General features: G+C 73.2%; 21 protein-coding genes. 6 read left to right on the top strand and 15 right to left on the bottom strand.

What is annotated here, in order from left to right; all coding sequences use genetic code 11:
* Window positions 1-100 precede the first annotated feature (100 nt).
* Window positions 101-541, bottom strand: coding sequence for an Lrp/AsnC family transcriptional regulator (locus OTB16_RS24715; RefSeq protein ID WP_030011705.1), 441 nt, complete (start codon window positions 539-541; stop codon window positions 101-103).
* Between the two features lie 217 nt (window positions 542-758).
* Between OTB16_RS24715 and OTB16_RS24710 the strand changes: the two genes are divergently transcribed.
* Window positions 759-1,208, top strand: coding sequence for a hypothetical protein (locus OTB16_RS24710; RefSeq protein WP_267722946.1), 450 nt, complete (start codon window positions 759-761; stop codon window positions 1,206-1,208).
* A 43-nt stretch (window positions 1,209-1,251) separates the two neighbouring features.
* On the opposite strand, the gene OTB16_RS24705 is transcribed toward OTB16_RS24710, so the two are convergent.
* The 4 genes from OTB16_RS24705 to OTB16_RS24690 all read right to left on the bottom strand — a co-directional run bounded on the left by OTB16_RS24705 (window position 1,252) and on the right by OTB16_RS24690 (window position 6,060).
* Window positions 1,252-2,343, bottom strand: a complete 1,092-nt coding sequence (locus OTB16_RS24705) for a phosphotransferase family protein (protein WP_267722945.1) — start codon at window positions 2,341-2,343, stop codon at window positions 1,252-1,254.
* Window positions 2,344-2,367: 24 nt separating this feature from the next.
* Window positions 2,368-3,501, bottom strand: coding sequence for an Rv3169 family protein (locus OTB16_RS24700; protein ID WP_267723011.1), 1,134 nt, complete (start codon window positions 3,499-3,501; stop codon window positions 2,368-2,370).
* A 486-nt stretch (window positions 3,502-3,987) separates the two neighbouring features.
* Entirely contained in the window at window positions 3,988-5,160 is a 1,173-nt protein-coding gene (locus OTB16_RS24695; protein WP_267722944.1) for an acyl-CoA dehydrogenase family protein, read from the bottom strand.
* Between the two features lie 147 nt (window positions 5,161-5,307).
* Complete coding sequence (locus OTB16_RS24690) at window positions 5,308-6,060, bottom strand: TetR/AcrR family transcriptional regulator (RefSeq protein ID WP_267722943.1); 753 nt, start codon at window positions 6,058-6,060, stop codon at window positions 5,308-5,310.
* Window positions 6,061-6,241: 181 nt separating this feature from the next.
* Here OTB16_RS24690 and OTB16_RS24685 point away from each other — a divergent pair, with 181 nt between their 5' ends.
* From OTB16_RS24685 to OTB16_RS24675, 3 genes are all read left to right on the top strand, one after another.
* Complete coding sequence (locus tag OTB16_RS24685) at window positions 6,242-6,790, top strand: DUF6230 family protein (protein ID WP_267723009.1); 549 nt, start codon at window positions 6,242-6,244, stop codon at window positions 6,788-6,790.
* A gap of 32 nt (window positions 6,791-6,822) precedes the next feature.
* Window positions 6,823-7,827, top strand: coding sequence for a DUF6114 domain-containing protein (locus OTB16_RS24680; RefSeq protein WP_267722942.1), 1,005 nt, complete (start codon window positions 6,823-6,825; stop codon window positions 7,825-7,827).
* Between the two features lie 127 nt (window positions 7,828-7,954).
* Window positions 7,955-8,269 (top strand): hypothetical protein, encoded by a 315-nt coding sequence (locus tag OTB16_RS24675; protein ID WP_267722941.1) that lies wholly within the window; start codon window positions 7,955-7,957, stop codon window positions 8,267-8,269.
* On the opposite strand, the gene OTB16_RS24670 is transcribed toward OTB16_RS24675, so the two are convergent.
* The 8 genes from OTB16_RS24670 to OTB16_RS24635 form a co-directional block, all read right to left on the bottom strand.
* Complete coding sequence (locus OTB16_RS24670; RefSeq protein WP_267722940.1) at window positions 8,256-9,032, bottom strand: class I SAM-dependent DNA methyltransferase; 777 nt, start codon at window positions 9,030-9,032, stop codon at window positions 8,256-8,258. The genes OTB16_RS24675 and OTB16_RS24670 overlap by 14 nt on opposite strands.
* Window positions 9,033-9,069: 37 nt before the next feature.
* Window positions 9,070-10,086: a transporter gene (locus tag OTB16_RS24665; protein WP_267722939.1), complete on the bottom strand. Its 1,017-nt coding sequence runs from the start codon at window positions 10,084-10,086 to the stop codon at window positions 9,070-9,072.
* Window positions 10,083-11,033 carry an ABC transporter ATP-binding protein gene (locus OTB16_RS24660; protein ID WP_267722938.1) on the bottom strand — a complete coding sequence of 317 codons (951 nt, stop codon included), beginning with the start codon at window positions 11,031-11,033 and terminating at the stop codon, window positions 10,083-10,085. The genes OTB16_RS24665 and OTB16_RS24660 overlap by 4 nt, the downstream gene beginning before the upstream one ends.
* Window positions 11,030-11,452: a GntR family transcriptional regulator gene (locus tag OTB16_RS24655; RefSeq protein ID WP_267722937.1), complete on the bottom strand. Its 423-nt coding sequence runs from the start codon at window positions 11,450-11,452 to the stop codon at window positions 11,030-11,032. The genes OTB16_RS24660 and OTB16_RS24655 overlap by 4 nt, the downstream gene beginning before the upstream one ends.
* 398 nt (window positions 11,453-11,850) lie before the next feature.
* A complete protein-coding gene (locus OTB16_RS24650; protein ID WP_267722936.1) occupies window positions 11,851-12,003 on the bottom strand; it encodes an SCO1431 family membrane protein in 153 nt (50 codons plus the stop codon).
* Between the two features lie 63 nt (window positions 12,004-12,066).
* The gene (locus tag OTB16_RS24645) at window positions 12,067-12,396 is read right to left on the bottom strand and encodes an SPW repeat protein (RefSeq protein ID WP_420717790.1); all 330 of its coding nucleotides are present in this window, start codon (window positions 12,394-12,396) and stop codon (window positions 12,067-12,069) included.
* Window positions 12,393-13,352, bottom strand: coding sequence for a DUF429 domain-containing protein (locus OTB16_RS24640; RefSeq protein WP_267722935.1), 960 nt, complete (start codon window positions 13,350-13,352; stop codon window positions 12,393-12,395). Before OTB16_RS24640 ends, OTB16_RS24645 begins: the two co-directional genes overlap by 4 nt.
* A 274-nt stretch (window positions 13,353-13,626) precedes the next feature.
* Window positions 13,627-14,988, bottom strand: a complete 1,362-nt coding sequence (locus tag OTB16_RS24635; protein ID WP_267722934.1) for a peptidase C39 family protein — start codon at window positions 14,986-14,988, stop codon at window positions 13,627-13,629.
* Window positions 14,989-15,112: 124 nt separating this feature from the next.
* On the opposite strand from OTB16_RS24635, the gene OTB16_RS24630 reads away from it, so the two are divergent.
* Both OTB16_RS24630 and OTB16_RS24625 read left to right on the top strand, forming a co-directional pair.
* Window positions 15,113-15,784, top strand: a complete 672-nt coding sequence (locus OTB16_RS24630; protein ID WP_420717789.1) for a uridine kinase family protein — start codon at window positions 15,113-15,115, stop codon at window positions 15,782-15,784.
* 379 nt (window positions 15,785-16,163) lie between these two features.
* A complete protein-coding gene (locus tag OTB16_RS24625; RefSeq protein WP_267722933.1) occupies window positions 16,164-18,107 on the top strand; it encodes an AAA family ATPase in 1,944 nt (647 codons plus the stop codon).
* 99 nt (window positions 18,108-18,206) lie between these two features.
* Here the strand turns inward: OTB16_RS24625 and OTB16_RS24620 are convergent, their stop codons facing one another.
* Window positions 18,207-19,283, bottom strand: a complete 1,077-nt coding sequence (locus OTB16_RS24620; RefSeq protein WP_267722932.1) for a hemolysin family protein — start codon at window positions 19,281-19,283, stop codon at window positions 18,207-18,209.
* Window positions 19,280-20,797 (bottom strand): hemolysin family protein, encoded by a 1,518-nt coding sequence (locus OTB16_RS24615; RefSeq protein WP_267722931.1) that lies wholly within the window; start codon window positions 20,795-20,797, stop codon window positions 19,280-19,282. The genes OTB16_RS24620 and OTB16_RS24615 overlap by 4 nt, the downstream gene beginning before the upstream one ends.
* Window positions 20,798-20,893 lie beyond the last annotated feature (96 nt).

The following is a 20,893-nucleotide window of genomic DNA, read 5'->3' as shown; positions in this document are numbered from 1 at the left end:
CGCGCCCCCGGCGCCGGCCGGACCGCCGGGTCCCCAGGCGGCCCCGGGGGTACCGGGAGGCGCGCGGGGCGGAGCGCCGGGCGGGCGGGACGCGGGCGGGCTAGACGCGGGGCGGGCGGGCCTCGTACGGGGTGGAGAGGACCACCGTCGTGCGGGTCGAGACGTGCGCGAGGGCGCGCAGACGGCCCAGCAGGTCCTCCAGCTCCAGGGGGGTCGCCACCCGGACCTTGAGGATGTAGTTCTCGTCGCCCGCCACGCTGTGGCAGGCCTCGATCTCGGGGACCCCGGCCAGCCGGTCGGCGATGTCGTCCGGGGCACTGGGGTCGAACGGTTTGACCGAGATGAAGGCCGTCAGGGGCAGGCCGACGGCCTCGGGGTCGACGACGGCGGCGTAGCCGCGGATCACCCCGCGCTGCTCCAGTCGACGTACTCGCTGGTGGACGGCCGACGTGGACAGTCCGGTGGCCTTGCCCAGATCCGTATAGCTCATCCGCCCGTCCCGCACGAGCAGATCAACGATCTGGCGGTCCAGCTCCTCCATTGCGCTCATAGCCGCTCAACTTAAGGCCCAAGGGTGCTCCGGGCACAGTGCCGTCCGCCCACTGGAGGCATCTGCGGCGGGCATGTGACCAAGGCCACAAGCCGAAGGGAGCGTAGCGCCGACAGATGTGGTTACTCGTGCTCCGCGACGGGAAGTGCTTGCTGTGGCCGTGGCCGTAGAACCTGCCCGCCCGGCCCACCCAAGGGGGAGTACATCCATGCAGAACACCAAGCGCGCCGGTCGCACCGCACCGGAGCCACTGGAGCTTCTCGATTCCGGGGACGACCCGTACCCGCAATACGCCGAGGACGGCGAGGGCTTCGACATCCACCACGCGACCTGCCCCGACTGCGGACAGTCGATCGCCCTCTTCGCCGACGAGGAGCACCTGCCGCAGCACGCCCTCTGTCTGACCCCGTGGAACCCGTTCGGGCTCACGGTGTGCGCGGGCACCGGGCGGCCGGCTTCCGACGCGCTGCCGACCGTGGGTGTACCGCGTCCGGACGACGCGCCGGAGCTGGAGCCGATCGTGCACCTCACCCTCCCGCAGGGGCTGGACTGGCGGACCCAGCCGTTCTCCCACGCCGGCGGCCCGGGCTCGCGTCCGGTCCGGGTGGTGAGCCCCGTACCGCCCCAGACCCGCCAGCAGCACGCGCAGGCCGCCTGACTCCGGAGCCGGACGCGGGGCGGCGGCTGCGGGCCCCCCGGACCTACCAGTACGCACCCCGGACCATGGCGTCCAGGCTGGCGTGGTGGAGGATCAGGCCGTCGGGGTCGGCCGGGATCTCGACCTCGCCGAAGTGCGCCTGCCGGTAGGCGATGCGCAGCATCACGATGCCGTGCCGCAAGGCCGCGTAGAGGGTGTGGAACTCCATGTCCCGGGGAGTGTGCCCGGTGAGCTCGGCGTACCGCCGCTCGATGTCCTCGCGGCGCAGGAAGTCGGGCAGGCCGGGCTGCCCGAAGCCGACCGTGAGGTCCTGGAAGAAGCGGTGGAGGTACACCGTCCAGCCGAGGTCGACCTCGCGCGGGGCGTACGCCGCCATCTCCCAGTCCAGGACGGCCACCGGGGTGAAGCCGTCGTAGACGACGTTCCCGATGCGCGCGTCACCCCAGTTGAGGACGGCCGGACCCTCGTCCGCGGGCCACAGCTCCTCCAGGCGCGCGAACGCCCGCTCGATGAGCGGGGACGGGGCCAGTCCGCCCACCACCCAGGCGTAGTAGGCGCGTTGGGCCTCCACGTGCCGCCGCAACGGGGTTCCCTCCCCCTCGGGGAGGAGGAACGCGGCCTCTCCGGCCGGGAACTGGTCGTGCAGGCGCGCCAGCAGCGCGACGCTCGCCTCCTGGAGTGCGGCGCGCTCGGCGTCGGTGGCGGCGTGCAGCCAGTTCCCCTCGTACGTGTAGGGCATGACGTCGGGTGGGACGCGGCCCTCGGCGCGGGCCATGACGAAGAACGGCGCCCCGAGCGGCCCGGGATCCTCCTCCAGCCACTGCACGCGGGGGACGGGCAGGTCGGTGTGCTCGGCGACCAGGCTCATCACGCGGTGCTGGCGCGGCATGTCGTACGCGGGGAAGACGGTGTAGGCGGCCGGGTCGGCGGCGAGCCGCAGCGCGCAGGCGCGGAGCGGGGTGTCCGGGTGCTCTATGTCGAAGAGCAGGGTCTCGCTGGACATGCCGTTCGACCCGGGCACGGACGGGTTGGTGACCCGCGCCCCCGGGAGCCTGGTGTCCAGCCAGGCGGCGAGGCGCCGCCCGAGCTCCTCGGGCTCCCGGGTGGAGGTACGCGGACGTGGTGCGGTGGCCATGGATACCCCTTCCTTCCTGTTCGGCTACGGGGCTACGGACGAGTAGTCGGCGAAGCCGCTCGGGTCGTGGCGGCCGAAGCTGCCGTGCTCGAAGATGCCGTGTCCCACCTGGCCGTCGAGGGTGAAGCGGGCCGAATGGTCGGTGACCCCGAACGCGGCCGTGGGATGGGCGGCGGGGTCGGAGAGGTCGTAGCGGCGGCGGTCGGTCCAGCCCCGGCCCTGCCAGGTGCCGTGCTGCCAGTCGGCGGCGGGCGGGTAGCCTGCGCCGACGGCGAGCGGGGAGGAGTTCAGGATCTCCACGCCGAGTTCGAGGGGCTTGCGGGCGGGGTCGGCGAGGTGGACGACCGCGCTCAGGGGGTGCCGGGTGCCGGGGCGGTAGCGGATCTCCGTGTGCGGCCAGCCGAGTTGGACGTCGTGACGGTCGCTGCCTCCGGGGAAGACCTGTACGGCCTCGTTGAGGGTGCGGTGGCCGTCGGCGTCCTCCTGCGCGACGACCATGAGGAACTGGTCCTCGAAGCGGACCGGTATCCAGAGCCAGTGGAAGCCTTCGGGGCGGTGCTCCTCGGCCGCCCGGCCGCCGTCCTCGCCGGGGATCGGCCGTACGCCCCAACTGCGGTCACGGGTACCGGTCCACTCCCCCGGCGTGAGGACGAACTCTTCCCCGTCGGCGCGAATGGTGCCGGTGACGCCGCCGGCCTGGACGAAGCGGCGGCCTTCGAGCATGAGGCGGTCGCCGCGCCGCTGGACGTGGTGGGGCTCCCACACCGCAGGGAACTCGGCGGTCCAGGTGACGTCGTACGAGAGTCCCCGGGGGTCGTCCGGATCTGCGGCGCAGCGGAGGGTGAGCTGCTTGAGCGGTACGTCGACGGTGATGGACAGCGGGCCGACGGAGAGGTTCATCCGGTCGTCGGTGAGCGCGTCGGAGGCCCGGACGGCGAGGAGTTCGTCGCCGATGCGCAGGGTGGCGTAGGCGTCGATGACACCGGCGTTGGGGTAGACGCCGAGACCGAGGATGAGGACGGCGCGGCCGGCGTGGTCGAAGACGTGGAAGATGCACCGGTCGTAGGCGTTCCGGTCGCCGCTGACGAGGTGCTTCATCGACAGGGGGGCCTGGTGGATGGGGTACTCGTCGAGGGCGATGGGCCGGTCGGCGGGCATGGCGGACCTCCTGGACACGGTGGCGGCGACGTCGTCTCGGGCGGACATGACGGTACGTCAGAAACCGTGCGGGGGGCCAGACTTCTGGCACGGAGTGGCGGTTCGGCACGGTGTGGCGGGGGGCGGTGGCGATTACCCGGGGCTCGCGTGCCGCGTTGCCCGGGCATGACCACGGTTGAGACAGCCACGCCAAGGACGGGACGTCGTCGGCGGATGACACCGCCCGGTTACGAAGAATCGGTTCAGCAGGGGTTCCGGCAGCGGCATCCCGATCCGCCCATCTACAGCGCCATGATCGCCCGCTGGGCCGCCGAGGGCCGGACCATGCCCGGTCGGCGGGACGCCGAGTGGGCACGGATCGCCTCGTCGCCGATCTGGCCCAGCGGACCCCTCTTCGGGGGCTGACGGGCCGAGGCCGCACCCCGGCGGAGTGATCCCGTACCGCTGAGCCCGTACCGCTGAGCCCGCCGCCCCGGCCCCCGGCTCCTAGCGGGTCTCCGGGCCCGCCAGGTGGCGGGCGATGACCATGCGCTGGATCTGGTTGGTGCCCTCCACGATCTGGAGCACCTTCGCCTCGCGCATCAGCCGCTCCACCGGGAAGTCCGCCGTGTAGCCGTAGCCGCCGAGCACCTGCACGGCGTCCGTGGTGACGGACATGGCCGCGTCGGTGCAGAACAGCTTGGCCATCGCCGCCTGGCGGGAGAACGGCTTGCCCGCGTCGCGCAGCCGCGCCGCCGCGAGGTACAGCGCACGGCCCGCCTCGATCTTGGTGGCCATGTCGGCCAGCATGAAGCGCAGCCCCTGGAAGTCCGCGATGGGGTGCCCGAACTGCTTGCGGTCCAGGGCGTAGGCCAGGGCCTCGTCCAGCGACGCCTGGGCGACGCCGATGGCGCAGGCCGCGATGCCCAGGCGGCCCGCGTCCAGCGCGGCCAGGGCGATGGTGAAGCCCTGCCCCTCGTCGCCGATGCGGCGCGCGTCCGGCACCCGTACGCCGTCGAAGTGCAGCTGGGCGGTGGGCGAGCCCTTCATGCCCATCTTCTTCTCGGGCACGGCCGCGGTGAGGCCCTGTGCGTCCCCGGGGACCAGGAAGGCCGTGATGCCCTTGGGGCCCGGGGCGCCGGTGCGGGCGAGGACGGTGTAGAAGTCGGCGACGCCGCCGTGGGTGATCCAGGCCTTGGTGCCGGTGATGATCCAGTCGTCACCGTCGCGCACGGCCTTGGTGGACAGCGAGGCGGCGTCCGAGCCGGCGGCCGGCTCGGAGAGGCAGTAGGCGCCGAGCAGACCGCCGCCGAGCATGGAGGGGAGGTGGGCGGCCTGCTGCTCCTTGGTGCCGTAGCCGGCGAGGCCGTGGCAGGCCAGGGAGTGCACGCTGACGCCGAGGCCGACGGTCAGGCGGGCCGCGGCCAGCTCCTCCAGGACCTGGAGGTAGACCTCGTACGGCTGCTCGCCGCCGCCGAACTCTCCGGCGTACGGGAGGCCGAGCAGGCCCGCCTCGGAGAGGAGGGTGAAGACCTCGCGCGGGAACCGCCCGGAGTCCTCCTCCTCGGCGGCCCGGGGGCGGATCTCACGCTGGGCGATCTCGCGTACGAGCGCGAGGAGGTCCCGGGACTCCTCGGTGGGCAGCTGACGGTCCACCGGCTGCGGGGCGCGGTCGGTCATGGCGGCGCTCTCCTCCCTCGTCGGGCACGGCGGCGACGCGTGAGGTGTGTGACGCGACGCCGGGTCTCGGTTCTCTACAGCCGATGCTGCCCCTCCCGGATCGCGGAAGGGGCTGTTCAGAGGCTGCGGCGGGTTGAGTATGCCCGATCAGGGGCTTCCCGTCACCGGTGCAAGATCGACTCGGTGGGCGGCCGGGTCGTCGGGAACGGGCGGAGCGGGGCACTCCGGGACGAACTCCTCGATCACCGTGAGGGTGGCGCGCAGCTGGCGGACGAGGAGGGCGCCCAGTTCGGCGCGGCCCGGCTGGTCCGGCGCCGCCGGCTCGGCGTCGGGGCCCGACGCTCCGGGGCCGCCCGACGCACCCGGGCCGGCGAGGCCGCCGAGGCCGCCGATCCATTCCAGGGTGATCCCCTCGACCCCCGAGAGCCAGCCCACGAGGGCGAGCCGGGCGATCGGGGGGAGCGTCCGGCGCCCGTAAGCGCCCTCGGCGATGGTCGCGACCAGCTCCTCGCGGACCGCGTCGCGGATCGCGAGGACCTCGGCGTCGGAGCCGACCCCGCCGGTGACGATCGTGCGGTAGGCGGCGTGGTGGTGCTCGGCGTAGTGCAGGTAGCCGTCGATGGTCCGGCGGACCCGTTCCGCGTTGGGGAGGTCGGTCTCGCCGCCGGCGCGGGCGACGAGCTCGGCGACCGAGTCCTCGACGATGGCGAGGTAGTAGCCGCGCTTGCTCTTGAAGTAGTAGTAGATCAACCCCTTGGCGACTCCCGCGTGCTTGGCGATGTCGTCCATGGAGAGCGCGTCGTACGAGGTGTCCGCGAACAACTTGCGTCCGGTTGCTATGAGTTCGGCCCTGCGAACCTGCGAACGTTCGGTCGTTCCGCGCTGTTGACTATTATTCAAATTCAGCCCTAGCCTCGAACCGCCACAGGATGCCCGAAGTATGGCAGACCTGTGTGCCGAGCTCGCTCCGCACTTCCCTGCGCACCTGACGACGTACGGGAGGAACATCATGGGTACCGGCAAGAGCACGCAACGGCCCTCCGAGGGCCGGGTCAACTGGAAGAAGACGGCCGCCGTCGCGATGCCCGCGGTCGTCGCGGTCGGGGCGCTGGCGATGGTCATGGCGCAAGGGGCGCTCGCCGCCTCCTTCGCCGTATCGGGGACCAGTTTCCAGGTCTCCTCCTCCAAACTGAGCAGCAAGGGCCTCGCCTCTTACGTGCACACGGACCGTTCCGTCGACGGCAAGGGGCATCCGGTCGCGCTGCTGGGCATCGGCGAGGCCACGCTCAGCGACATCTGCCAGTCCGCCCGGGTGGGCACCCCGCTCGGGACGGTGGTCTTCAAGCTGACGGCCGGCGGTCCTGCCGGGGAGGTCACGGCCAGCAACCTGGTGATCGACGGCGAGGACCTCGACGGCGACGCCACCTTCGGCACGGCCCAGATCGGCCGGGACGCCTCGACCCTTGACCAGGTCGACGGGATCCGGGGCGAGCCGGGCAAGTTCGGCCTCCAGGCCGGGAACATAGAGGTGCTGGGCGTGAGGTCGCACGCCTGGTCCGCGACCGGCGGCAACTTCAAGCTCAAGGGCATGAAGCTGGGCGTCAGCCTGGACGGCAAACAGTGCTTCTAGGCGTACGCGCGGTGCCTCAAGGCGTACGCGCGGTGCTTCTCGGCGTACGCGCCGCGCGCGGCCCCCGCGGCGGGCGGCCGGCCCGGCGGCTGCCGTTCCCGGAACAGCGGCTACGGCTGCGCGCCTGGCGCCGGACCCGGCCGTTCTGGGGCGGCCTGCTGGTACTGCTGGGCGGGATCGAGCTGCTGCTGGTACCGCTCTCCCCGCTGACGGTGCTGGTCAGTCTGGGCCCGGGCGGGATCGCGGCGATCGGGATCGGCGTGGCGCTGGTCCTGGCCGGGCTGTTCCTGTGGTTCCTGCCGCAGGCCCGGGTCTACGTCTCCCTGCACGCCCTGCTGCTGTCGGTGCTGTCGTTCGTCGCGACCAACCTGGGCGGCTTCCTGGTCGGGATGCTCCTCGGGATCGCGGGCAGCGCCCTGGCCTTCGGCTGGACCCCGCTGCCCGGCCCGGAGGACGCCGGAGAGGCGGGCGGGGAAGCGGGCGGGGAAGCGGGTGCGGGCACAAGGCCGTACGTGCCGAGCCCGGAGGGCAGCGGTCCGCGGACGCTGGCCGCCGCGCTGCCGGTGGTGCTGCTCACCGCCCTGGTGGCGGGCACCCCGCAGGCGAGGGCCGCGCCGGCCGCCGGGCCCCCGATGGCCGCGCGGACCCCGCCGACGGTCACCGCCTCGCTCTTCGCCCCCGAGGGCTTCGCGCTGGCGGGCGTCACCCAGGTGCCGACGGCGGACGGGCCGCTGAAGGTGCTGGTGCTGAGGATGCGTGCGGCCTCGCTGCGCGACTACCGGCTGCGCACGCGGGACGGGCGGGAGGAGTACGGGCTTTCGGCCGCCTCCCTGGAGCTGCGGGGCGACGTCACCCTCTACCTCAGCCGGTTCAGCGGCTGCATCGAGGGCCTGCTGTGCGTCACCTTCAGCCCCGAGGGGCTGCCCGCTCCCCCGGTCATCCCCCCGTTCGTCTTCATGACCCGGGTCAGTGCCGAGCAGGCACTGGTCACCTCCGACGTGATCGTCACCGACGGGCTGCGGCTGGAGGCCTCGTGATCCCGGTGCGGGCGGCGCCCCTGCGGGCGTACGGCACCGGCGCGACCCGACCTTCGCGGTGGCGGCCGGGCGGCCGCGGACCTGAAGGTGCCCCGGGCCGTGGCCGTGGTGGTCGCGGGGGTGGGGGGTGTACGGGCCGCCGTTCGCCGGGGCGGTGGGCGCGAGTGCGCTCGTACGGCTGTTGGGGTGGCGGCTCGGCCTCGCGGTGTTCGCCGCGGCGGCCGGAGCGGTGCCGCTGCCCGCGCGGTCGCCCGTACGGAGGCTGTACGGGCTGGTGGGCGTCCCGGACCGGCACTGGCGGGCCGGCCCCCTGACGGCCGCCCCGCCCACCCCTTCCGAGGGCGGAGGCGCACCCGTGATCGCCCCGGTCGCGGCGCGCGACTGGCGGGGGACGCCGGGGGGAGCGGCAGGGCGGCTGCCCGGCTCCGTCAGCGGGCGGTGACGCGGATCTTGGACTGGCCGTGCCCGAGCCGCTCCCAGTCGTCCATGAAGCGGGCGGTCAGTCCGTGCCGGGCGGCGAGGTCCACCAGCGTCCGGGTGCGGTAGTAGAAGTCCTCGCGCAGTACCTGGTGTTCGGTGCCCTCGGTGCGGTCGAAGGTGAAGTCGAACCAGCCTCCCGGAGCCAGGACACGCCCCACGTGCGCCAGGCACTCGTCGATGATCTCGACCGGCGAGTGGGAGAAGACGCTGTGCGCGTGGACCACGTCGAAGTGGTGGTCGGGGAGGAAGTCCAGGGTGAGGTCCTGGGTGATGGTCAGGTGCGGCAGCTTGTCCTGCAGGCCCCGCGTGGTGAGGGTCTGCTTCGCCGCGATGAGGATGTCGGGCGAGATGTCGATGCCGTAGTAGTGGCCGGGGTCCAGGTGTTCGATGAAGCGCCAGCCGGCCCGCAGGTTGCCGCAGCCTATGTCGAGCATGCGGTGGCCGGGCGTGAGGCCGTGCTCCATCAGGTAGTCGAACTGCATCTTGCCCAGCGCCAGCCACCGGTCGTGGGTCTGGCTGCCGACGGCGGCCTCGGGGTTGCGTCCGGTGTCGGAGGCCATCACCGCGCGGTAGTAGCCGACGTGGTCGGGGTGCTTGTGGCGCAGCCAGGTGTCGCGGGCGGCGCGCTTCACGTACGGGGCGATGCGGGTCGGGTTGCTCAGCGCGTAGCGGACCTTGTGGGCGACGCTGGTGCGGTCGGCCTGGAGGTTCTTCTTCGTTGCCATGAGGGGTTCCCCCGGGTGGGTGGTGTGCGGTGGTCGGTCAGACTCCGGCGGTCGCGGCGGTGGCGGCCGTGGTGCCGCTGTCGGTGGGGCGGGCCGCAGCGGTGTTCCCCGCGGGGCGGCGCAGGACGAACAGGATCAGTGCGATCAGGGCGGCGACCGCGCCGAGGTAGAGAACCGTCTCGATCCACTGGAAGACCCAGAAGTCGCTGCTGGGATAGACCTTGTGGTAGCGGGCGACGAAGCCGTGTTCGGCCATGCACTTCTTGAGCGGGGCGCCGGAGGTTTGGCAGAAGTCGGCGATGGAGTGCTCGCGGCCGTCGGGCGTGAGGTATCCGTACCCCTTGGACCAGGCGCTGCCGATCAGTTCCTTGGGGGTCGTGCCGGGGGTGACGCGGGTCTCGGGTGCGACCCAGCCGCGCCGGAAGTACGTGGTGAAGACGAACACGGTGCCGAGCGCGACGGCGGTCACCGCCATGGCGGGCAGGACCCGCCGTACGAGCAGGCCCGCCGCGGTGCCGGTGGTCAGGCCGAGCAGCGCGCAGGCCACGGAGGCGGGGCCGGTCGCGTTGTAGATGGCGACGTCGTGCCAGTAGAGGCCGTAGAGGGTGTTGGAGACGGGCGCCCACCACCAGGCGACGAGGGCCGCGATGACGGTGGACGCGGCCACGGTGCACAGGGCGGCGAGGCCGAAGCGGGCGGCGAACCAGCTGCGGGCGCCGATGCCCTGGGTGAGGGCGAGCTTGGCGGTCCCGCTCTCGATCTCGCGGCCGAGGAGGGGCGCGCCCCAGAACACGCCGATGAGGGCGGGGAGCGCGAAGCCGAGGAGGCCCAGGGCCCTGATGGAGCCGGTGCTGCCGTCGAGGATGAGGTAGGTGCCGAGGTTGCCGCAGTCGCCGTTCCAGCCCTTGCAGGGGACGAAGCCGTAGGCGTCGATCAGCGTCATCATCTCGGAGCGCATGTGCACGACCCAGGCGGTGACGGCAAGGAGCAGCACCGCGCCGATGACGATCTGGAGTCGCTGCTGGCGCCAGGCCAGCCAGAGGGCGCCGGTCATGCGGCTGCCTCCGTACGGTCGGGGCGCGGGGCGCGCAGGTGGGCGAGGAGGAGTGCTTCCAGGGAGGGGGTTTCGCCGATCCAGCGCGGGTCGGCGGGGGCGCCGGTCGCGGCGCCTCCCGGGGAGCCGGTCGCGGCGCCGGAGCCGGGCGGGGTGCGGACGAGTGCGGTGACCTGGCGTCCGGTGGTGGTGGCGTGGACGACGGTCGAGCGGTCGAAGGCGTGGGGCAGGCCGTCGGTCTCGATCGGGTCGGCGCGGCCGGTGAGGAGGGTGTGCGCGTCGAGGAGTTCCCCGGTGTCGCCGGAGAGGCGGACGGCTCCGTCCTTGAGGAGCAGGACGTGGTCGCAGATGTCCTCCAGCTCGGCCAGGACGTGGGTGGACATCACGATGCCGACGCCGTGTTCGGCGGCCTGGTACATGAGCAGGCCGGTGATCTCGTGGCGGGCGACCGGGTCGAGGTCGGCCAGGGGCTCGTCCAGCAGGAGAAGTTCGGCGCGCTTCCCGAGGGCGAGGGCGAGGGCGACGCGGGTGCGGTTCCCGCCCGAGAGGCTTCCGACGCGCGCGGTGAGCGGGATGTTCCCGGCCCGGACGAGGCTCTCGGCGAGGGCCTGGTCCCAGCGTCGGTTCAGTTTGCGGCCCAGGCGCAGGGTGTCGGCGACCGTGAACCGGAGGTGCAGCGGCTTCTCCTGGGCGAGGAAGGCGGTGGCTTCCCGGGCCTCGCGGGTGCCGGGGGCGTGGCCGTGGACGCGTATCCGCCCGGTGGTGGGGCGCAGCAGGCCGGCGGCGAGCTGGAGCAGGGTGCTCTTGCCGGCGCCGTTGGGGCCGACGAGCGCGGTGACGCGGCCGGCGGGCAGGTCGACGTCGCAGCCGCGCAGCGCCCAGCGCCCCCGGAACTCCCTTCCCAGGCGGGCCGCTTGGAGTGCCGCGGCGACGGTCGGGTCCTTCACGTGGGTTTCCTCTCCGCAGGGGGGCCCGGGTGCGGTCCGGGTCCGGTGAAGCCGGCGTCCACGACGGCGGCGATGAGCGCGCTGACGTCCTCGCGCTCCAGTCCCGCCGCGCGGGCCCGGGCCACCCAGGCCGCGAGGTCGAGGCCCAGGGGCGAGTCGGCGGCGGCCTCGGGCCGGGACAGGGAGCGGCGTACGAAGGTGCCGGCCCCGGGACGGGGTTCGACGAGGCCTTCGCGCTCCAGCTCCCGGTAGGCCTTGAGCACGGTGTTGGGGTTGATCGCGGTGGCCGCGACGACTTCCCGGGCCGTGGGCAGCTGATCGCCGGGTTCCAGGACACCGAGTCGCAGCGCCTGTTTGACCTGGTTGACGAGCTGTAGATAGGTGGCGACGCCGCTGCGCCGGTCGACGCGGAACTCCATGCCCTCCACCTCATTCCACTAACTGGTTAGTGGAATAGTGCAGACTTGATCTCCAGGCGTCAAATGGGAGCCCCGGCCCCGGGCATGCCGACGGGCCCGACGCGCGGTCGCGGTCGGCTGGGGCGGTGCGGAGGTACCGAGGTACCGAGATAGGGAGGTACCGAGGTAGGGAGGCACGGAGGCACGCACGCGGGGAAGCACGGCTACGAAGGCACGGGGGTACGGAGTTCAGGCGCGGCGCGGCGGTCGGCGGGTTCCGGAGGCCGACACGGAACGGCACGCCGGGTCGGCGGCGCGGCTCGGGCTCGGGCTCCGCGGGCTACGCGCGGACGGGCCCGGGCCGGTCAGGGGGCGAAGGGGCCGGAGCGGGGGCGGAAGGGCCGGGCGGGGCGGGGCGGCTACAGCCAGCCGATCTGGGTCACGAACATGGCGACGACCACCACGAGGGTCCAGCCGAGCACGTGCTCCAGCCAGGCGGAGTCCTCTTTGGGTCCTCCGGTGCCGACGAGTTCCCGGGCGCGGGCGGCAGGGGCAGCGCTGTTCGCATTCATGCCGTCCAATGTGCCAGCGTTCGCGACGTCCGCGGGAGAGACGATCGTCACGGGTGGCGCGCGTCACCCCGCCATCGCGAGACCGAGGCACAGGGCGACGATCGTCCAGGCACCGAGCACGACCGCCGTCCAGGCCATCGCGTGGGTGCGCTCGTACGCGGAACCCGTGCCGCCCATGCACAGACAGAAGGCCAGGCCGGCGATCAGGTTGTTGACGGCCAGCGGGGTCAGTCCGCTGAACCCGGCGATCCACGGGGAGGCCGCCAGGTACAGGCCGGTGATCAGGGCCAGCGCCTCCACCGCCTGGGCGGCGGGCGTGCTGGTCACCCGCTCGAACCGAGTGCGCATCTCGGCGAGGTCGGGGTGGTGCTCGATGTTGGGGTGGGTGGTCACGAGAAGCCTGTGGCCTTTATCTGCCGTTTACCCCATAATATTCCGCCCTTTCGGGCCGTCAGGTCAACGGGAACTTCCGGAGCACCGGGTCCTCCTCCGGCCGGGATCCGCTCAGGGTCAGGAAGCTGCTCCGTACGCACGGCGGTGAGCGGAAGGTCTCGCCGGGGGAGGTGCGTCCAGCCCTCGACCGCGGCCATGGCGTGCTCCTCATCAGTGGCCGGCGGATGGGTCATTCCGCACGCGGCGGCCCGTGCGACGACCGCCGATATCAGGGCGTCCAGGTCGTGGTCGCTGCGCACGCACCGGTCGCGCACGCGCGCGTCGATCTCGAGGCCCAAACCGTCTGCGAGGCCGGCGAGGATCTTGGCCCTCGCGGAGAGTGCGGCCGGTTTGGAGCCCTTGTAGCTGTCCCTGCTCGCAAGCCCCCACTGGATCAGCGCGAACGCCGGGTAGACCTCTACGACCGAGCCGGAGCCGTCCCGGGGAAGGGCGGGGCCCTCGTCGGCCAGACGTTCCAGGAGATCCACCGCGCGCATGGCGACGACGCCCAGCTTGTCGGCGGCGACCGAGAGCGGGCGCCGCTTCCCCGCTCCGGTGCGCTTCCACGCCAGGTCGTCGGTCAGACGATGGGTGAACCTGTGCAGCCCGTCGCGGCCGTCGGAGTGCGGCACGTAGCGGGACCGTTCGGGCAGCTTCGTGCCGGCCTGGTGGGCGGCGAGCAGGGCCGTGAAGGCCACCGGCCAGCCGATGGGCGAATCCAGGCCGGTCTTGTCGGCGCTCCGCACGGCTGCCAGCAGGTCTTCGTCGTTCCTGGCGTCGAGGATCTCGATGACCGGCTCCTCCGCCCAGGTGACGCGGCAGACCCCGGTCGTTCCGGAGTATCCGGCCAGGTCGATGCCGGCCGTCACCATGGGCGGGCCCTGTACGGCAGTCTTCGCCCGCTCACCCGCGGTCACGTCTCCTGCACCCGCCTCCTGGGCACCGTCTTCACCGTCTCCTCGAAGTCCGGGCCCCACGACCGGATCGGCGGGGGAGCTCCTCGTCCAGCCTGGGGGCATGGCGCCAAGCTCCCGTGCGGTGACCAACGATGGATCCGGAATGACCGCGGCGGTTGGCGCCGGCCTCCTCGAAGACGGCCTGGCCCTCGTGGACGACTTCGGCCTGACGACATCGGCGGCCACGCTCACCCACCGTACGTACTGGCGGGGACGGGCGCGTGGCCGTACCCGCTCATACCAGGCCGAGCGCCTGCAGTGCGCGGAGCTGGTTCGGCGACGGCCTGGCGGGACAGTAGACGTAGCAGACACCACCCGTACCGCTTCTGACCTTGCCGTTCGCGTCGTATCGCTTGGTGCGGAGCCAGATGTTCTCCCACTCCCGGCGCTCGTAGACCCGGCGGACGGACGGGTTGTCCGGTGAGTTCGGGTCGTTGGCGACCACGTCGCCCGCCGCGGTGAAGCCGACGACGGTCATCAGGTGGCCGGCCGTGCCGTAGCCCGCGCCGGTGAGCTCCCCGGGCAGGAAGGACTGGGAGGTGATGGCCGGGATGCCCGCCCGGACCAGGGTCTCCAGTTCCGTGAGGGAGCCGAGCCGGGTGACGACTCCCGCCAGGCCTCGGTAGGTGGCGGCGTAGGCGGCATTGAAGGGCCAGTTGCCGCAGCCCTTGTAGGCGGCGTCGTACGTGGAACGGGCGGCGTGGCAGACCTGCGGGTCGGAGAACTTCGGGTCGACCCAGTTCAGCGCCGAGGCACTGGCCCGGCCGCCCCAGAACTCGATGATCATCTGCGAGGAGGTGGGACTGCACCAGGCCTCGCCGCCGTTGTCGTACTGGGGGTACCGGCCGGTGTGGGTCTCCTGCGAGTAGCGCGGGACCTTCAGCTCGTGGGCCCGGCCGGAGGGGGCGGCCGCGGGTACGGTGAAGCGGTCCGGGACGTCGGAGACCATCGCGCCGGCCAGCCAGACCGTGGGCCCCCGGTCGGCGCCGGGCGTGCGGTACAGGGTCAGGCGCAGCCGCCAGTCGGCGATGCGCAGTCCGCTCGCGGGGGCGTCGACGGCGAGGGTGTCGGTCCAGACGGTCGACCTGCCGTCGGTCTGGCCGTCGACCGAGGTGCGGCGGATGTCGCGTTCGCCGGAGGCCCAGCGGCCCATGACGTACCAGGGGGTGGCGGCGCCGTCGGTGTAGGTGCCGCGCAGTTCGACCTGGATCCAGGTGCCGGCGGGGGTGCGGGCGTTCCAGGAGGCGATGGCCTCGGTGGCGGGCACCGTCGAGCGGTGTACCGGGGAGGTCCAGGTCGCGTACTCCCAGGTGCTCTTCCTCCCGGTGTGCGGGTCGGCGTACTCGGTACGGCCGACCGCCGCACCGATCTCCAGGCCCGGACGGGCGCCGTCGACGGCGGTGGTGCCCTGGTGGATGCCGGCCCGCCAGTGCTCGTACGAGTGCCAGAAGCGGTTGTCGACGGTACGGGCCGGCCCGCGGGGGGCCGACGGGGCGGCCGCCGAGGCGCTGCCGCCGGAGACGGTGGCGGCGGTGGCCGCGGTGGCGACCGCGAGTGCGGCGACGAGTACGGCCCTGCGCGGTGTGGGTGCGGTCATCGCGAGGTTCCCCCAGGGGTGGTCGGGCTTCGGTGGCTCCACCCTTCCAGTTCCCGGTGGCCGCACGCCGAAGCCGCGTCCCCGTGTCGGGAGGGACGACCGGTCCGGCCGTAGGCTGGACTCCGTGGAGCCCTACCCGTCAGGTCCGTCACTCGAACCGCGCGAGCCCTTCGCGCCGCTCGAACCGCTCGCGCGGGAGCTCGCCGCGCTGCCGCCGTCCCTGGGCCCGGTGCGGCTCGTCGGGATCGACGGGCACGCCGGTTCCGGGAAGAGCACCTTCGCCGGGCGGCTGGCCGCCGCGCTGGGCGGTGCGCCCGTGCTGCACCTGGACGATGTCGCCACCCACGAGGAGCTGTTCGGCTGGGAGGACCGGCTGCGCGCGCAGGTGCTGGAGCCGCTCGCCGCCGGGCGGCCCGCGCACTGGGCTCCGTACGACTGGGTCGAACGCGCCTTCGGTCCGCTCCGGGTGCTGGAGCCGGCGCCGGTGGTCCTGGTCGAGGGGGTCGGGGCCGGGCGGCGGGCGCTTCGCCCGCGTCTGGCGCGGCTGCTCTGGATGGAAACGCCCCGGGCGCAGTCCTGGGGGCGCGGGCGAAACCGGGACGGTGGTGAACTTTCCGACTTCTGGGACGGATGGGAGCGCGCGGAGCGCGCGCACTTCTCGGACGACCCTTCGCGCCCCTACGCCGACACCCTGGTACGCCAGTGCGGTACGGGATACGAGTGGTCTTGTGGGGCCACTGCGATAGCACGAACGCCCCCTTCCCTCACCGAGGGTGAGGGGCTCCCCCGGGCCTGAGCCGCCCTGGAATCCGTCCCGCGGCTGCGGTCACGGACCGTCTTGACCCGGATACCGCACCGGCCTTACGTTCTCAATGCGGGGCCCTTGGTGGCCTCCGCGGACACGGAGCCCCCGATTGTTCCCCCGTGATCGGGGGCTTCGCCGCGCCCGCGCACGGGTCGCGCACCGGCGCCACGCGGGGCGACTGCCCACCAGTCCCTCACCCTCAGTCACCGCACAGGCCCGGAGCGCCCGCCCGAACCGGGACCGCCGCGCCCTACGTATGGTGCGGAACCGCAGGTACGATGCAGCCCTGATTTCATCGGCGCAACAGGCAACTCGCGTGCGAGACACGAGGGTTGCCGCGCACCACGGGGGCAGGCTTGTGGGGGACCTGATGGATTTCGGCACGCCGGGCACGCACGCCCCGGCCGAACTCGCCTGGCTGCGGGGGGTCGACGCCTGCACCATGGGCGCGTACCCGCAGGCCGAGGAGGAGTTCCGGGCGGCCGTACGCCTCGATCCCGCGATGGCCGACGCCTGGCTCGGCCTGCACGCGCTGCGGGTGGACACCACCAACGCGTTATTGCGCATGTACGCGCACCGCGACCGCTTCGGCGAGCAGCGCGCCCGGCACCGGCGGACGCTGAACTCCTGGTACTGGCTGGGCTGGTGGGTGCAGCCGGTACTGGAGAGCCGGCGGGACCTGCTGCTGGCCCACGCCTCCCACTGGCTGGACGGCCGCCACGTGCCGGAGCTGGACCAGGCGCTGGCCGCCCTGCCGCCGGTGGACACCGACGCGCAGGTGCGCTTCCTGCACGCCTGCCGGGCCTACCTGGTCAAGGACTGGGAGCAGCTGGTGCGGCACACGGAACCGCTGGTGGACGATCCGCTGCTGGGCATCGAGGCGGGTCTGTTCGGCGGGATGGCCCGGGTCCGCCTCGAGATGTACGGGCAGGCGGAGCCGATGCTGTCGGCGGCGCTGATGCGGTGCCGCAGCGAGCAGCCGCAGCGCAAGGAGCTGCGGTACTGGCTGGCGCGGGCGCACGAGGGAACCGGGCGCAGCGCGGCGGCTCTGCCGCTGTACCGGGCGGTGCACCGGGTCGATCCGTCGTTCATGGACACGGCGGCCCGGCTGACCGCGATCGAGGACGGCGACGACTCCGACGGCATGGCAGGTCTCGCGGGGCTCGCGGGCCACTCCGGTTACGGGGGCTACGCCGGGCACGGCCCGTCCCCGGTCGGCGGGGACTTCGCGGCGGTGGCGCTCGGCGGCGGCGGGCCCGTCCAGGACATCGCGCCGGACGATCAGGCGGAACCCGGACCGCCGGCGCCCGGGCCGCTGCCGCCCGGACCGCTGGCGCAGCCCGGGCCTCCGGCGGGCCGGGCGGAGGGCGCGCGGCGCAAGGTGCCGGTGCCGCCGCAGGGCGCGCCCGAGGGGCTGCCGGCCGGGCCGGCCGATCCGGAGGCGCTGGCCGAGGCGCTGGCGGAGCTGGAGCGGATGGTGGGCCTGGATCCCGTCAAACGGCAGGTGAAGGCGCTCTCCGCGCAGCTGCACATGGCGCGGCTGCGGGCCGGTCAGGGGCTGCCGGTGCAGCCGCCGAAGCGGCACTTCGTCTTCTCGGGCCCCTCCGGCACGGGCAAGACGACGGTGGCGCGGATCCTGGGCCGGGTCTTCTACGCGCTCGGGCTGCTCGGCGGGGACCACCTGGTGGAGGCCCAGCGGGCCGACCTGGTGGGCGAGTTCCTGGGGCAGACCGCGGTGAAGGCGAACGAGCTGATCGATTCCGCGATCGGCGGGGTGCTGTTCGTCGACGAGGCGTACAGCCTCTCCAATTCGGGCTACAGCAAGGGCGACGCGTACGGGGACGAGGCCCTCCAGGTGCTGCTGAAGCGGGCCGAGGACAACCGCGACCACCTGGTGGTGATCCTCGCGGGCTATCCGGCCGGGATGGACCGGCTGCTGTCGGCCAATCCGGGGCTGTCCTCGCGGTTCACCACCCGGGTCGACTTCCCGAGCTACCGGCCGCCGGAACTGACCGCGATCGGCGGGGTGCTGGCGGACGCGAACGGGGACCGCTGGGACGACGAGGCACTGGAGGAACTGCGCAGCATCAGCGGGCACGTGGTCGAGCAGGGGTGGATCGACGAGCTCGGCAACGGCCGGTTCCTGCGCACCCTGTACGAGAAGAGCTGCGCCTACCGGGACCTGCGGCTGGCGGGCTTCGCGGGCGACCCGTCGCGGGACGACCTGTCGACGCTGCGGCTGCCGGACCTGATGCAGGCGTACGGGGAGGTCCTCTCCGGCCGCGGCCCCCAGGACCGCCCGGATCCGCTGTAGACCTCGGAGGGCGCGCGCACGGCCCGGGTCCGGGCCCCGCGGGCGTCACGCGCACGGCCCGGGTCCGGGCCCCGGGCGGGGGCCGGACCCGGGCCGGTGTCAGCTCGCCAGGGCCTCCTCGCGGCGGGAGCCGCGGCGGGCCGGCGGGGCCGTGCGGTGCGCGGGGTCCCGTACCTCTCCGACCAGCATCTCCAGTACGTCCTCCATGGCGACCAGGCCCAGCACCCGGCCGCCGGGGTCGGCGACCTGGGCCAGGTGGGTGGCGTCCCGGCGCATGACGCTGAGGACGTCGTCGAGCGGGAGGGTGGAGCACACGGTGGTCATCCGGCGCCACACCCGCTGCGGGACGGCCCGCTCCCGGTCCTCCAGGTCCAGTACGTCCTTGACGTGCAGGTAGCCCATGAAGGCGCCGCTGTCGGAGCGGACGGGGAAGCGGGAGTAGCCGGTGCGCACCGTCAGCTGCTCGATCTGCCGCGGGGTCACCGACGGGGCGACGGTCACGATCCGCTCCCGCGCGAGGAGGACGTCGGCGACGGGGCGGCTGCCCAGTTCCAGCGCGTCCTCCAGGCGCTCCTGCTCGCCGGGGTCCAGGAGCCCGGCCTGCCGGGAGTCCTCGACGAGCCGGCCGAGCTGGGCCCGGTTGTAGACCGCCTCCACCTCGTCCTTGGGCTCGACCTTGAAGAGCCGCAGGACCAGCGTGGAGCAGGCGCCGAGCGCGGCGGTGACCGGCCCGCACAGGCGGGCGAAGGCCACCAGGCCGGGGCTGAACCACAGGGCGGTCCGCTCCGGCGCGGCCATGGCGAGGTTCTTGGGAACCATCTCGCCGATGACCAGGTGCAGGAAGACCACGGCGGCGAGCGCGAGCACGTAGCCGAGGGGGTGGATCAGGCCCTCGGGCACGTGGACGGCGTGGAAGACCGGCTCGAGCAGTCTGGCCACGGTCGGCTCGGCGACCGCGCCGAGGGTGAGCGAGCACATGGTGATGCCGAACTGCGCGGCGGCCATCATGCGCGGCAGGTTCTCCAGGCCGTACAGCACCTGGCGGGCCCTCGTGGAGGCGGCCGCGAGCGGCTCGATCTGGCTGCGCCGTACGGAGACGAGTGCGAACTCGGCGCCGACGAAGAAGCCGTTCGCGAGCACCAGCAGCAGCGCGAAGAGCAGTTGGAGGGCGTTCACCGGACGGCACCTTCCAGCTCGGCGGCCGGCTGCGGAGTCGGCTGCGGGTTCGGTTGCGGGTTCGGTGCGTCGCAGCGGCCGGAACCGACCCCGGACGCGGCGCCCGCCGGACGGGCGGCGCTACGGCGGGTCCCGGACGGGGCCCCGGACTCGGACCCGGACGGGGCACCTGACGGGGACCCCGGCGGACCGGCCGCGGGGACCGCCGTGAGGCGGACCAGCCGCACCCGTTCGGCGCGGTTGCGGCGCACCCGGCGGACGGACAGCCGCCAGCCCGGGAGCTCCGCGCGGTCCCCGGGGGCGGGGATGCGGCCGAGCAGGTCGGCGACGAGGCCGGCGACGGTCTCGTACGGGCCCTCGGGCACGTCGAGGCCTATCCGGCGCAGGGCCTGCACCCGGCAGCTGCCGTCGGCCTCCCAGGCGGGGCGGCCGTCCTCGGCGGCCACGGCGGTCAGCTCGGGGTTGTCGTCCTCCGCGAGGTCGTGCTCGTCGCGGACCTCGCCGACGAGTTCCTCCACGATGTCCTCCAGGGTGACCACGCCGGCCGTGCCGCCGTACTCGTCGACGACCACGGCCATGGGCTGCTCGCTGCGCAGCCGCTCCAGCAGCGGCTGCACCGGCAGGGAGCCGGGCACCAGCAGCGGGGCGACGCAGATCCGGCTCACGGAGGTGCGGCCGCGCTCGGACTCGGGCACGGCGAGGGCGTCCTTGAGGTGGACCACGCCGGTGATCTCGTCGATGCGGTCCCGGTAGACCGGGAAGCGGGACAGGCCGGTGGCGCGGGTCAGGTTGAGGACGTCGGCGGCGGTCGCCGTGTGCTGGAGGGCGCTGACCTTCACCCGGGGGGTCATGACGTGCTGGGCCGTGAGCCCGCCCAGCGAGAGGGTCCGTACGAAGAGGTCGGCGGTGTCCTGTTCCAGGGCGCCGGCCTGGGCCGAATGGCGGACCAGGGAGACCAGTTCGCCGGGGGTGCGGGCCGAGGCCATCTCGTCGGTCGGTTCCACGCCGAGCGCGCGCACCAGGCGGTTGGCGACGGCGTTGAGGCCCGCGATGACGGGCCGGAAGACGCGGGAGAAGGCGTGCTGCGGGCCGGCGACGAAGCGGGCCACCTGGAGCGGCCGGGAGACCGCCCAGTTCTTCGGTACGAGCTCGCCGACGACCATCTGGACGGCGGAGGCGAGCAGCATGCCGACGACGACGGCGACGCCGGAGACGGCTCCCGCGGGGAGGCCGGTCGCGGCGAGCGGCCCGGCCAGCAGTGCGGCGAGGGCGGGCTGGGCGAGCATGCCGACCACGAGGGAGGTGATGGTGATGCCGAGCTGGGTCCCGGAGAGCTGGAAGGACAGCTCCCGCAGGGCCTTGACGACCGTGCGGGCACGGCGGTCACCTTCGGCTGCGGCGCGTTCGGCCTCGGGCTTCTCGACGGTGACGAGGCCGAACTCGGCTGCCACGAAGAAACCGTTCGCGAGGATCAGAACGAAAGCCGCCACGAGCAGGAGTAGCGGGATGGTCATGCCGCCGCCTCCGGGGGGAGGGCGGCGCGTGTACTACCGGACGATCCGTCCATTGCTGGAGGGAGTCACTCCTCAAGTCGCAGGTGCCCGCGGGCC

The organism is Streptomyces antarcticus (assembly GCF_026627255.1).
GTDB lineage: Bacteria > Actinomycetota > Actinomycetes > Streptomycetales > Streptomycetaceae > Streptomyces > Streptomyces antarcticus.
The sequence above is the reverse complement of the archived record's forward strand: the minus strand, read 5'-3'. Positions and strand labels throughout refer to the sequence as shown.